Below are 12,874 nucleotides of genomic sequence, written 5' to 3' on the forward strand. Positions count from 1 at the left end.
ATGGGGATCCCTTTTTGTTTTATTAATACTTTTTAAACAATTCAGAAGCAAATCATTAACATAAGGGTGATAGGATAAATCCGCTTTATAAAACGACAGGGAATGTAAAAAATAGATTTTGCGAAGCTGGGAGGTGTTGCAACTGTAAAAGCTGTATGTTATAAGCGGAGGAATCGAAGGATTTAGAAATTGTAAGGATTTATGTTCTAAGGAGTGAAAATATGAGAAAGAAAATTTTATTATTAGGGATAATTGCAGTTTTCGTGATTGTGGTGATTATTATTCGGATTAACGGGGGAAAGAAGGCCGTGGAGGGGGATGCGATCCCCGTAGTGGAAACCGCTAATCCGGAAGTCGGAACGATAGAGCTGTATACCAGTCTGGTTGGTACCGTGGAGCCGGAAACGGTTGCCAGGATTTATCCGGAGACAGCGGGAACGGTGACCCAGGTTCTTGTGAAAGCCGGAGATATGGTGAATGAGGGACAGCTTCTATGTGTCATTGATACAAAAAAAGTGGAGAGTTCAAAAAGCTCCATGGATAATGCAGAGGTTACATACAAAGAGGCCCGGGATACCCTGGGGCGGATGGCGGTTCTGTTTCAGAGCGGAGACATCGCAGAGCAGGAATATCAGGGCTATGTAAATTCGGCGAAAAAGGCCGAGATCGCTTATAAACAGGCGAAGGAGGAATATGACAACCAGCTTTCTTACAGCAATATCGTGTCTCCGATCGGCGGTAAAATAGAAAGCTGCGGTATCGAAGTTTTTGACAAGGTATCTGTGAGCGATCAGATCTGTGTTGTTTCCGGAGAAGGGAATAAGGTGATAACCACAGGCCTGACGGAGACATTGAAGCATCAGGTAAAGTCCGGAGATACGGTGAAGGCGGAGAAGGGCGGAGAGGTTCTGGAAGGGATCATTTCTGAAATGAGTGAAATGGTGGATGAACAGACCGGGCTCTATAAGATCAAGATACAGTTAAAAGGGGCAACAGACTTATCTACCGGGACGAATGTCAAGCTGTCGGTCTGTTCCGAGCGGGCGGAGCAGGTGGTTACGGTTCCCGTGGATTCCGTCTATTACGAGAACAGCAAGCCCTATGTGTTCACTTATGACCAGGGAATTGTACATAAAATTTTTATTGAAGCAGGAATTTATGATTTAGACCGGATGGAGGTAAAGGAAGGAATCACGGAGGATATGTCAGTCATTACCACCTGGAGTCCGGAGCTTTATGAAGGAGCAAAGGTATTGGAGATGAGCGCGGAAGGGGAAACAAAAGGAGAATCTGAAGTATGAAAAATTTAACCAGAATCGTTTTAAAACGGCCCATTACAATTATCATGTGCCTTTTGTGTCTGGTTGTTTTTGGTGTTTCTTCTGTGAAAAACTCCAGGCAGGAGCTGACTCCGGAGATGAACATGCCAATGCTGATGGTCGTGACGGCGTATCCCGGGGCACAGCCGAAAGATGTGGATGAACTGATCAGTAAAAAAATCGAAAACGCGGTCGGTTCCTTGAGCGGAATTAAAAAGGTGGCCTCCAAATCCTCGGAAAACCGTTCCACAGTTACACTGCAATATGAGTACGGGACCGATCTGGATAAGGCGTATGATGATTTAAAGAAAAAAATCGATGTTGTGGCATCGGATCTGCCGGAGGATTCCAATGCACCTGTTGTGATGGAGCTGGATACCGGTTCCACTGCCGATTTTACATTAACGGTCAGCAAGAACGGGATGGAGAATCAGTATGGCTATGTAAAACATGAGATTGTTCCGGAACTTGAGAAGCTGTCCGATGTGGCAGAGGTATCGATTGCAGGCGGCAGCGATGACTATATCAAGGTAGAATTGATTCCGGAGCGGCTGGAGCAGTATAAGCTTTCCATGTCATCCATTGCCAATGATATTGCCGGGGCGGATGTAAAGATGCCGGGAGGGACCATTGGTGTAGGCAGAAAAATGGCTGCCATTTCTTCACGGCTGGGTTTTGATACGGAGGAATCCTTAAAGGAAATTCCGCTGACTGTTCCAGGCAACAATATCGTTTATCTGGGGGATGTAGCGGCTATTTATACAACAAGAGAAAAGGAAGGAAGTATCGCCCATTATAATGGAGAGGATACGGTCTCTCTTTCCATCAGCAAACAGCAGAGTTCCACTGCGGCAGAGCTTTCGAAGGAAGTAAGGAAAGCGGTTCAGTCAATGGAAGCGGCGGATCCGGATTTAAGTGTGCATATTGTCAATGACAGCTCGGAAGATATCCTGGCTTCCTTATTATCCATCGCCGAAACGATTCTTCTCGGCATGGTGATTTCCATGGTGGTCATCTGGTTGTTTTTTGGCGATTTAAAGGCTTCCCTGATCGTTGGGAGCTCCATACCGGTTTCGATCCTGACGGCACTTATTTTAATGAAGTTCATGGATTTCTCTTTGAATATGCTGACACTGGCAGCCCTGTCCATGGGAGTCGGGATGATGGTGGATAATTCCATTGTTGTGATGGAAAGCTGTTTCCGGGTGACGGATCAGGGAAAAGGGGAGTTCATCGATTATTTTCACGATGCATTGGAAGGAACGGGAATCGTGGGGGCCTCGGTTTTGGGATCTACATTGACTACCTGTGTGGTATTCCTTCCGTTGGCTTTCTTAAACGGTATGGCAGGACAGATGTTTATGCCCTTGGGATTTACCATCGTGTTCTGTATGGGAGCTTCCCTGATATCTGCAATAACGGTCGTACCTCTGTGTTACCTTTTGTATAAGCCGGTGGAAAATACCCGGGCACCTTTATCCACACCGATTCAAAAGCTTCAGGACATATACAGAGGTGTTATGAGGCACATCCTTCCCAAAAAGAAAACAGTTATGGGAATTTCGGTCCTTCTTCTTGTGGTATCCTTCCTTATGGCAGGCCAGCTGAATGTCAGCCTGATTACCGCAGATGACCAGGGGCAGATCGCCGTCAAGGTGGAAATGGTTCCGGGTCTTAAGGCAAAGGAAGCGGATGAGGTGCTGAGAAAAGTAGAAGCCGCCTTTTCCGATTATGACGAAATGGATTCCTATATCACAAGCTATGGGGGAAGCGGAGTCAGTGCAGGCAGTTCGGCTTCAATCATTGTGTATCTGGACGAGGACAGAAAAATACCTACAAAGAAGGCTGTGGATATTTTTAAAGAGAAATTAAGCAATGTAACGGACTGCAAGATCACTGTGGAAGAAAATTCCTATGCCAACATGGGCAGCTCCACCGACAGCTATGAGCTGATTTTAAGAAGTGCCGATTATGACCGGCTGAAAGAGGCTTCGGAACAGATCACATCGGAATTGATGAACAGAACGGAGCTGACCCGCGTCCATTCTTCCCTTGAAAACTCGGCTCCTGTTGTTGAAGTGACTGTGGATCCGGTGAAGGCGAAGGCGGAAGGCATCAGCCCTTCTTCCATCGGACACAGCGTGTACCAGGCCATCAATGGCGTGACTGCGACGACTTTAGAGGTGGATGGCGATGATGTGGATGTGAAAGTCCGGTATGCGGAAGGTGAATACCAGGCTGTGGATCAGATCCGGAATATGACCCTGAACCTTTCAAACGGAGGCTTTGTGGCCTTAAATGATGTGGCAGAATTGAGCTTTCAGGACAGTCCGGCCACCATCACGAGAGAAGATAAGCAGTATATTGTAACTATAACGGGAGATTACACATCATCAGCGGATAAAAATACGAAAAAGACCATTAATAATGAAATTGTAGCACCGAAATTAAATGCGCAGGTCAGCTTAGGCACCAGTTCTATGGATGAAACTACGACGGAAGAGCTTTCTTCACTTCTTTCGGCGATCATTCTGGCAGTTTTTCTTGTATTTGTAGTGATGGCCGCCCAGTTTGAGTCACCAAGGTTCTCTTTCATGGTCATGACTACGATTCCTTTCAGCCTGATCGGGGCCTTTGGTCTGATGTTCTTTGCAGGCTGTGATCTGAGTATGGTTGTAATGCTGGGATTTTTGATGCTCATTGGTACGGTTGTAAACAGCGGGATTCTTTATGTAGATACGGTAAACCAGTATAAAGAAGAAATGAGCCCGGAGGAAGCCATGATCGAGGCAGGAGCCACCAGGCTCCGTCCGATCCTTATGACAACCCTGACTACGGTGCTGTCCATGATCCCGATGGCGCTTGCACTGGGCCATTCAGGAGAAATGATGCAGGGACTTGCCATTGTCAATATCGGCGGCCTGACCGCGTCAACGGTTTTAAGCCTTCTGATGCTTCCGGTATATTACGGCCTTATGAGTAAAAAGGGAGAGAAAGTGAAAAAGAAGCGAAGGAAAAATAAAGAATAAGATGGTAAGACTATAGGCAACCGTCCTCCTCTGGAGGCGGTTGTCTATTTCCTTTTTTGCCTGAAGGACCGGATTTTGCTGTAAAATGTATCGGTTATATGGTATATTGAGATAATAATGTTATTTCAAAGTCATTTAAATCTAAGGATTCATGGAAAGGAGAAGCTGATATATATGAGCCGGCAATTCGACAAGCAAGTGAAACAGATAAAAAGAGAGGAACATAAATTGCTTAACAAAAAGGAAAATCCATTATTGAAAGCTTCCATAGAGCCTGTTGCGGATAAAATTCAAAGTTATATTCCCGGCAAACTGAAAACAGCCCTGGAGACGGCATTCTATAAAGGTTTCCGGCTGGTCTTTGAAAAAGGAAATATTTATATAGAGAAAACTTATGATAAAGATAAGATACAGTTGGAATATGATTTAAATAATTATGCCATCGGCAAAAGAAGCGATAAAAAGTACAGGAAGCGTTTGGACCAGTATTCCAGGCAGTCCCAGATAGTTAATTCTTCTATTTCCGTGATAGAAGGGGGAGTTTTGGGAGCATTTGGAATCGGCTTACCCGATATTCCTCTTTTTTTATCTTTAGTCATGAAATCTGTTTACGAAATTGCTTTAAGCTATGGGTATCATTATGAAACAGAGGAAGAAAAAGCATATATCCTGCTTTTGATCTGTACAGCCATGACGAAACAGGAGCGGCAGAAAGAATTTTATCAAAAACTTGAAAGCTTAGGCGATAGCATCGATCATAATATTATTCCGGAAATTAATTTGGAAGAGCATATAAAAACCACAGCGGGTATTCTGTCGGAGTCATTATTAACCGCAAAATTCATACAGGGGATCCCGTTGGTAGGAGCAGTGGGCGGCATTGTAAATTATAACATCATCCGTAAAATAAGCAGGTTTGCCGGTGTGAAATATAAAAAGAGATATTACATGAATAAACAAAGGATATGAAATTTAAACAGGCCGGCTTAACATAAGCCGGCCTGATGCTGTTAACCTATTTCCCTATCCTCTCAAGTTTTTGCCTCAGTAAAGAGCCTGCAGAATAAACCCCTGTAAACACAATAAAAATTTCCAGTCTTCCGAGGATCATTCCAAACATTTCCACAATCAGCGTGGCATTACCGGTAGCAGGTGAGGTAAGACCAATAGACAGTCCTACGGTACCAAGCGCAGACGCAAATTCAAACATAGCTTCAGTCAGCGAACAGTCTGCGGTTATTGTGAGCAGCAATGTACCTATTATATAAAGACAAAAATAAGTTGCTATAAAACCGGCTGTATCCATAGCCAGTGCGGAATCGATTGTTGTTTTTCCCTGTGCTCTGAAATAATATGGCGATTCTACGCTTCTTGGTGACGAAAGGCGTTTGCGTATATTCTGTATGGTGGTGCGAAGCATGAGGTAAACGCGGGTCAGCTTGATCCCGCCGGCCGTTGACCCTATCCCGCCTCCGATCAGCATGGTCAGGATCAGCATGCTGATTGCAAGCGGCGGCCAGGTGGTATAGCTCATGCTGGAGTAGCCTGTGGTTGAAAGGGCGGATGAAACATCGAACAAAGCCCTGCGGAATCCTTCCCCAATGCTCATATTCAGGCCGCTCATAAGCGAAAACGCCGCAATTGGCACAGTGACCAGAAGCACAAGGAACATGAACCGGACTTCGCTGACTCTGATAACCTGCCGCCACTTCCTTCTTGTTAAAAGCAGCAGTACGGCAAAGTTTGTTGTACCTATGAGCATTTGGATGATTGTAATGATTTCTATAGGAAAGCTGTTATATTCCCCGATGCTGTTCAGCCTGGTTGAAAAACCGCCGGTAGATAATGAGCACATCGTATGGTTTACTGCGTCAAACAAATTCATTCCCGCAATCACATAAGCTGCCGTGCCGATAATCAAAAAACCGTTATACATCAGACAGATCGTCTGAGCTGTCTTTTTTAAATTAGGCATGAGTTTATCGGGATGACCCTCGGCGTTATACAGATTCATGGATTGCTTATCCTGCACAAGCATGACCATCATCGTCACAAAGCCCAAACCGCCGCAAAATTGCATAAAGCTCCGGTGAAACAGAAAGATATGCGGAGTAACCGTCACATCTATGACGGAAAGGCCGGTAGTCGTCCAGCCGCTGACAGCTTCGAACAGCGCCTGAACGAATGTGAGCTGTCCGCTTAGTACGAATGGGATGGCACCAACCAGAACGCCCCACCCCCATGCGAACAGGACAGTCAGGCTGCTGCGCTGCATGGAGGAACGCCATTCAAACGTCGAGTCATCCCTTTTTCTGAATAAACATACAATACTGCCCAATATTATGGAGCCAAGTGAAGGAATAATAAATGAAACGGTATAAACCGCGTCCTGAGGATAGAATGGTACGATCACCAGGGGTACAGCTACCAGAATGCCGATCAGCAGCATGAGTTTTCCTATATTACTACGATTTGAAAATTTACGAGTCAATGTCATCACCGTCCTGTCAATTCCTGAATGGCTGCCATTTCCTGCTGGTCGGAGGATATAAGGACAAGCATGTCACCCGCCAGAATACGGGTGTCGCCTCTTGGCACCATGGCCGTATCACCGCGTAGAATACAACCGACAACAACTTCCTTTGGAAGGTTGATTTCCCATAGTTTTTTCCCTAAAACCGGGGAAGTACCGGGAATAGGAACCTCAGCAATATTGACACGTCCTTCCCCGATAGGAACTAAGGTCGTAATTTTATCTACAAAGGCCTGCTGTTCAATAATGCCGGTGATAGCGGTGATCGCACAGACAACACTGTCTATTCCCATTTTATGAAAGAAATCCGTTTTCTTCGGGTCTGTTAAAAGGGCTACGGTTTTTGCCACGTGGAATTTCTTTTTACATAATTCGCAGATAACCAGATTATCCTCATCTTTTGCGGTCATTGCGATCGCTATATTCACATCGCCGGCACTTGCGTCTTCCAGGACAAACGGTCTTGTCCCGTCTCCGTTAATGACGGTAAGCTTATCGATTTCAGCCAGCTTTAAACAATCCTCATATGAATCATTTATTACAGTCACATGGTAACCTTTTTTAATGAGAGAGGTTGCAAGGGATTTTGCTTTGCTTCTCCCTCCAACCAGCAGTACCTTCGTTTTCATTGCTTTTCCTCCTGTACCATATCATTTGATATACCTGTTTTGGATAGAATTTTATCTATTTCTTTTACGGATAAAATTGCCGGACATATGGTGTCTATACCAAATTCACGATAAACATACTCTCTGTCCGGGTCATAAAGTCTGGCGATTACACGCTCAATATGGAACATTTCGCGGGCAATCTGCGCCACCATAATGTTAGCGTTATCATTATTCGTAACGGCTATAACTGCACTTGCATCGCTGATCTGCGCTTCCTGCAGCACATCAAAGTCCGTGGCATCGCCAATAATGGAAAGTCCTCCAAAGGATGGGGACAGCTTTCGGAAGGCTTCCTTATTTTTGTCGATGATCAGGACGTCTTCTCCGCCATCGGATAGTGTGTTCGCAAGGTTAGCCCCCAATCTGCCACAACCAATGATGATTGTGTAGTTTCCTTTCTCTTGTCTGTCTGTTAATAGTTTCATCTTCAATCCCTCCTGACCGCACGGCCGATCCCTTGTGAGCCATATTCGTCTTTATATTTCGTGTAATTATCTGTTTTTTCTTCCGCCTGGCAATCACTTTCGTCATATGCACACTTTCCGTTTGAAAAAAATGTACCATAGCATTCAAGATTCTGCCGAGCAGGTATATAAGTGGGGTCAAGCGACCAGGCTGCACGAAAATGCTTCATGGCTGCAGGGTGATCTCCCTTTTTTTCAAACAGTATTCCAACCAGATTATGAGGTTCCGGTGCGTGAGGATATTTACTCATGGCACTGTAGATTATGTTTTCACATGTTTCATAATCCTGAATACGGATAAGTTCTCTGACAGAATTGCAGAGTTCGTTTAAACCTTCTTTATTCCCACATATTTCTTTACTCTTCATTGATCTTACCTCCTTATCGTTCTTAGCATGTTTATTGTATCAAGAGACCTGTGAGTATTGTGTGAGATACGGCTGATTCCTGTGAGAATGCTGTGAGAATGTAATGGATTTTCCGGGATTTTATTATATAAATAAATGAAAATATGAAATTTAATTTTTATAATCAAAAATAAAGCTTTAAAAATGAAATGATATGTGTTATGATTAGTAAATGAAATCATTAGGGCCATAGCTCTTGATTTTTAATCAGTCATAAAAAGGAGGAATACAGGATGAAAGTAGGATTTATTGGACTTGGGATCATGGGAAAGCCTATGTGTAAAAATCTCATAAAGGCAGGACATGAACTGGTAGTGTTTGATTTTAACGAAGAGGCAGTTGCAGAGCTTGCAGCAATGGGAGCCAGGGGAGTAAAAAGCGGTGCACAAATGGCAGAAGAGTGCGATACTATTATTACGATGGTGCCGAATTCTCCTCATGTACGTTCGGCCTGTTTAGGAGAAAACGGAATTGCAGAGACAGCAAAGGCGGGAACGGTTATCATTGATATGAGTTCCATTGATCCCATGGAATCCAAAGCAATTGGGGCGGAACTTGCACAAAAGGGAATTGAATTAATGGATGCGCCTGTTTCCGGAGGAGAGCCAAAGGCAATTGACGGAACGCTGTCCGTGATGGCCGGCGGTAAAAAGGAAACGTTTGACCGATACTATGATCTGCTGATGTCGATGTCCGCTTCGGTTGTGTATGTAGGTGAGCTTGGCTCCGGTAATGTTGCGAAGCTGGCGAACCAGATTATTGTTGCACTGAATATAGCGGCTGTTTCGGAAGCTCTTACCCTTGCTAAGAAGGCAGGAACGGATCCGGAACTGGTATATCAGGCAATTCGGGGGGGACTGGCAGGTTCTACCGTACTGGATGCAAAAGCTCCGATGATGCTGGAACATAATTTTAAGCCGGGATTTCGCATTGAACTCCATATTAAGGATTTAACCAACGCGTTGAATGCTTCTCACTCTGTAAATGCATCTTTGCCGTTAACTGCACAGATCATGGAGATTATGCAGAGCTTAAAGGCAGATGGCTGTGAGAAAGAAGACCACAGTGCAATTGTTAAGTATTATGAAAAAGTATCGGAAGTATCGGTAGAGCGATAGGAACAAAATAATATAAAAAATAAAGGCATTGCAAAATCCACTGGATTTTTTTCCCGGAATTTTGCAATGCCTTTTATAGAATTCTTCTATTACACGGATGCTGTATTTTTGATGTAAATGCGGGTTATTTTACCCCTGAGCAGGCATCTTCAGCATGTACCTGGTTTAACAGTTCTTCCTCTGACTTATAACGGCGTACATTTTCCCGCAGGATGTCCAGACAGCGCCCGGCACGGTGAGGTACCTGCGGAGTGACATGGGGAGTGATATAAACATCACGCCGTTTCCATAGAGGGCTGTCGGCAGGGAGCGGCTCCTGTTCGAATACATCCAGACCGGCACAGGCGATCAGCTTTTCATCCAGTGCCCGGATTAAATCTTCCGTGCACACGATGCCTCCACGTGCCATATTCACCAGAATTGCTCCGGGCTTCATTTTCTGAAAGGCCTGATAGTTCATCATGTGGTGAGTCTGATCAGACAACTGAATGCACAGGATAACAAAATCCGACTGCTCCAACAGCGGGCCGACCGTATCCCCCTTTGTGGAAACCAGCTGTTTGCGGATATAGTCAAACCCCTCAATATAATTACGGTCATAGGTAATCAGATCCATACCAAAGGCATGCAGCCGTTCCGCTAACATTTGACCATTATGTCCCATTCCTATAATACCTGCAGTACGGCCAAACAATCCCCTCCAGGTCTCCTGGCCGGGTACGCCCCAGCTGCAGGCTTCCTGTGCTTTCAGTAATTCCCATGTGTGGTAGCAGGCATTCAGCATAAAGTAGACACAATGTTCAGCCAAAACTGGTGAAGAACGTCCGGCAGACCCACTTAGCAGGATACCGTGTTCAAATACTTCCGGACGCGCTGAGCGGTTAAGACCTGCATGATCACAGTGAATCCATTGCAGATGATTATCACCTAAAAAGCGGTCATCCAGGTCTCCGGCTAATACAGCCACATCTGCGTCCTTTACTTCCCGCAATATAGCCTCTGTATCGTGCTTGTTAACATGCACAAATTCGGAGCCGGTAAAAATTTCCCGCAATGCAAGCAAATCTTCAGGTACATAATCAACGGTTGCCAGAACTTTTTTGATTTCTCTCATACGAATCTCCTTATTGTTTTACGGTTGTCTGATTTGGTGCAGCGCAGACTTTTCTATGTATGCACGAATCTGTTTTAAAAGGCTGATAACTGCAATCAAATCATAAATACATTATCATAACTTAGATGCATTTGCAATATCATATTACGAAATTACTTTTTAATTATCAAAAACTACATTTAATAATGAAAAAGTTTGTTGCTTACTGGTCACAATGAATCATAAATTCATGAAATCAACTGTTAAAAATAAGTAAATGTGATATTCGATCTCGCTGAATACAAATAAATTAAAATGTTTTAATAATAATAACAAACGTATTTAGAAAAATATATATGCAAATTGCACATATATCTTTTTGTTTTATGTAATATATGACGGTTGATTTTTGTTGAAAAATGAAATAAACTATTCATGAATTAAAACGTATTAATAAAAATGTGAATTAATTAAAAATAATACATAAAAGGAGGGGGCATTTTCCTATATATACTAGTTTACACGGTAGTTAAAACGTTTTAATATTTGGGTTAAAATAAAAGAGGAGGCATCGTATTATGAGGAAAAAAGTATATCAAAGAGCAGCAGCATTTTTCATGGCGGCGGCTGTGGTCATTGCTACTGCTGGCTGCGGCGGAGGGAATAACGCTAATAAAGGCACGGAAGCCGGTCAATCGTCCGGTAACACGGAAGCCGGAACAAAAGCAGGAACGAAAACAGGGGACCATGATAAGACAAAACTGGTGGTCGGAAGTGCCGAGGAACCATCCTGCTTCTATCCGACTCATTCATCCCTGTCTCCTAATATGAAGGATGTTCCGATTCTTGCAAATGTTTACGAGACACTGGTTAAACTGATGCCGGATGGATCCCGGGAGCCTCTGCTGGCAGAATCTTGGGAAGTTTCTGAAGATGGCAAAGACTATACCATGCATTTGAGAAAAAATGTCACATTCCATAACGGTAATGAATTTAATGCGGAAGATGTGAAATACACCCTGGATACAGAAGCGCCTTTATCGGGCGGACAGTCCATGCTCGTTAATTATGAAAGTACGGAAATTATTGATGATCATACCGTTGTGATTCATTTATCAGATCCTTATGGAGCGTTTTTAAATGGTCTTGCATCAAGATGGGCATTGATTGTTGATAAAGAGACTGCTGAGGAAATCGGTGAAGAGGCATATAATGAATCGCCCATAGGAACAGGGCCTTATAAGCTGGTTAACCGCGTAGCAGGAGACCACATGGAATTGGAGGCTTATGACGGGTATTGGGGAGGCGTTCCTTCTATTACAAGTGTTACTTATAAAATATTGAGCGATCCAAACAGTCAGATCCTTGCACTTGAGAATGGCGAGATCGATGCGCTTTTAGATGCCAGTCTTTCCCCTCTTTTAAAATTAAGCCCGGACAGCGGAATTACATATAAAACGACTAATGCCGCAAATATTCAGGCATTATCTCTTGACTGCAGCAACGGTCCTGCCAAGGATCTTAATTTCCGTAAGGCTCTGCAGTGCGGAATCAACAAGGATGATATCGTCCAGGCGATCTATTCCGGTCAGGCCAGCACAGCAGATAGTTATGTAGCACCTGAGTTTTCTGGTCATCCGGATGAAGGAACTTATCCAAATGTAACATATGATCCGGAAAAAGCAAAGAAATATCTGGAAGAATCCAATTATAACGGAGAAGAATTTAAGCTTCTTACAGTTGCCGGTACAAAAAATGAAGTAGCTGCTCAGGTCGTACAGGGGCAATTGACGGAATTGGGGATTAATTGCAGCTTGAATGCAGTGGATTCTCCCACTTACTTTAATGTATATATGGAAGGTGACGGGTCAGGATTTGACGGTGCGCTCCGTGCAGGTGCAGTATCCAGTCTGGATGCAGACTGCTTATACCGTATGTTTTCTACGGAAGTGGCAGCTTCAGGAGGCCGTTACAATGCAGGGATTTCCTCTCCTGAACTTGATGAATTGTTATTGGCAGGCCGTACGGAGCCAGACGAAACGAAGCGAAAAGAAATTTATGGGAAAATATTAACCGTGATTTCGGATAATGCATTACAGGTTCCGTTGTACTATGATTTAAGTATTGTGGCTTATAATTCAGATTTAAACGGTGTTGTGCCCAGACCGTTAACCGGGCTGTATTTTTATAATGAATGGAGCTGGAATTAATCCATAGTGCCTAAGTGATATTTCACGGAA

Annotated in this window: 10 protein-coding genes; 5 read left to right on the forward strand and 5 right to left on the reverse strand. The window is 43.9% G+C overall.

Going from position 1 to position 12,874, the window contains the following annotated elements; genetic code table 11:
• Positions 1–221 precede the first annotated feature (221 nt).
• The 3 genes from BQ9856_RS06165 to BQ9856_RS06175 all read left to right on the forward strand — a co-directional run bounded on the left by BQ9856_RS06165 (position 222) and on the right by BQ9856_RS06175 (position 5,317).
• Complete coding sequence (locus tag BQ9856_RS06165) at positions 222–1,301, forward strand: efflux RND transporter periplasmic adaptor subunit (RefSeq protein ID WP_077610258.1); 1,080 nt, start codon at positions 222–224, stop codon at positions 1,299–1,301.
• Positions 1,298–4,348, forward strand: coding sequence for an efflux RND transporter permease subunit (locus tag BQ9856_RS06170; protein WP_077610259.1), 3,051 nt, complete (start codon positions 1,298–1,300; stop codon positions 4,346–4,348). Before BQ9856_RS06165 ends, BQ9856_RS06170 begins: the two co-directional genes overlap by 4 nt.
• A gap of 174 nt (positions 4,349–4,522) precedes the next feature.
• Positions 4,523–5,317 carry an EcsC family protein gene (locus tag BQ9856_RS06175; RefSeq protein WP_077610260.1) on the forward strand — a complete coding sequence of 265 codons (795 nt, stop codon included), beginning with the start codon at positions 4,523–4,525 and terminating at the stop codon, positions 5,315–5,317.
• A gap of 46 nt (positions 5,318–5,363) precedes the next feature.
• Here BQ9856_RS06175 and BQ9856_RS06180 read toward each other — a convergent pair whose 3' ends face one another.
• From BQ9856_RS06180 to BQ9856_RS06195, 4 genes are read right to left on the reverse strand one after another with little or no spacing between them, the layout of a single operon-like run.
• Entirely contained in the window at positions 5,364–6,845 is a 1,482-nt protein-coding gene (locus tag BQ9856_RS06180) for a TrkH family potassium uptake protein (RefSeq protein ID WP_235839297.1), read from the reverse strand.
• On the reverse strand, positions 6,845–7,510 hold the full coding sequence (locus BQ9856_RS06185; protein WP_077610261.1) for a potassium channel family protein: 666 nt from the start codon (positions 7,508–7,510) through the stop codon (positions 6,845–6,847). The genes BQ9856_RS06180 and BQ9856_RS06185 overlap by 1 nt, the downstream gene beginning before the upstream one ends.
• Positions 7,507–7,977, reverse strand: a complete 471-nt coding sequence (locus tag BQ9856_RS06190; RefSeq protein ID WP_077610262.1) for a potassium channel family protein — start codon at positions 7,975–7,977, stop codon at positions 7,507–7,509. The genes BQ9856_RS06185 and BQ9856_RS06190 overlap by 4 nt, the downstream gene beginning before the upstream one ends.
• A 2-nt stretch (positions 7,978–7,979) precedes the next feature.
• Positions 7,980–8,384: a tetratricopeptide repeat protein gene (locus BQ9856_RS06195; protein WP_077610263.1), complete on the reverse strand. Its 405-nt coding sequence runs from the start codon at positions 8,382–8,384 to the stop codon at positions 7,980–7,982.
• A 245-nt stretch (positions 8,385–8,629) separates the two neighbouring features.
• Here BQ9856_RS06195 and garR point away from each other — a divergent pair, with 245 nt between their 5' ends.
• Entirely contained in the window at positions 8,630–9,541 is a 912-nt protein-coding gene (gene garR, locus BQ9856_RS06200; RefSeq protein WP_268875609.1) for a 2-hydroxy-3-oxopropionate reductase, read from the forward strand.
• A 124-nt stretch (positions 9,542–9,665) separates the two neighbouring features.
• Here the strand turns inward: garR and BQ9856_RS06205 are convergent, their stop codons facing one another.
• Positions 9,666–10,655 carry a D-2-hydroxyacid dehydrogenase gene (locus tag BQ9856_RS06205; protein ID WP_077610265.1) on the reverse strand — a complete coding sequence of 330 codons (990 nt, stop codon included), beginning with the start codon at positions 10,653–10,655 and terminating at the stop codon, positions 9,666–9,668.
• Positions 10,656–11,212: 557 nt separating this feature from the next.
• On the opposite strand from BQ9856_RS06205, the gene BQ9856_RS06210 reads away from it, so the two are divergent.
• Positions 11,213–12,844: an ABC transporter substrate-binding protein gene (locus BQ9856_RS06210; RefSeq protein ID WP_077610266.1), complete on the forward strand. Its 1,632-nt coding sequence runs from the start codon at positions 11,213–11,215 to the stop codon at positions 12,842–12,844.
• The last annotated feature ends 30 nt before the right edge of the window (positions 12,845–12,874 follow it).

Source organism: Clostridium sp. Marseille-P2415 (assembly GCF_900155545.1).
In the GTDB taxonomy this organism is placed as follows: domain Bacteria; phylum Bacillota; class Clostridia; order Lachnospirales; family Lachnospiraceae; genus Lacrimispora.

Excerpts from the sequence above, each read along its gene's own strand:
- BQ9856_RS06185 (WP_077610261.1), bottom strand. The coding sequence starts at position 7,510 with ATGAAAACGAAGGTACTGCTGGTTGGAGGGAGAAGCAAAGCAAAATCC.
- BQ9856_RS06195 (WP_077610263.1), bottom strand. The coding sequence starts at position 8,384 with ATGAAGAGTAAAGAAATATGTGGGAATAAAGAAGGTTTAAACGAACTC.
- BQ9856_RS06175 (WP_077610260.1), top strand. The coding sequence starts at position 4,523 with ATGAGCCGGCAATTCGACAAGCAAGTGAAACAGATAAAAAGAGAGGAA.
- BQ9856_RS06190 (WP_077610262.1), bottom strand. The coding sequence starts at position 7,977 with ATGAAACTATTAACAGACAGACAAGAGAAAGGAAACTACACAATCATC.
- BQ9856_RS06180 (WP_235839297.1), bottom strand. The coding sequence starts at position 6,845 with ATGACATTGACTCGTAAATTTTCAAATCGTAGTAATATAGGAAAACTC.
- BQ9856_RS06205 (WP_077610265.1), bottom strand. The coding sequence starts at position 10,655 with ATGAGAGAAATCAAAAAAGTTCTGGCAACCGTTGATTATGTACCTGAA.
- BQ9856_RS06210 (WP_077610266.1), top strand. The coding sequence starts at position 11,213 with ATGAGGAAAAAAGTATATCAAAGAGCAGCAGCATTTTTCATGGCGGCG.
- BQ9856_RS06165 (WP_077610258.1), top strand. The coding sequence starts at position 222 with ATGAGAAAGAAAATTTTATTATTAGGGATAATTGCAGTTTTCGTGATT.
- BQ9856_RS06170 (WP_077610259.1), top strand. The coding sequence starts at position 1,298 with ATGAAAAATTTAACCAGAATCGTTTTAAAACGGCCCATTACAATTATC.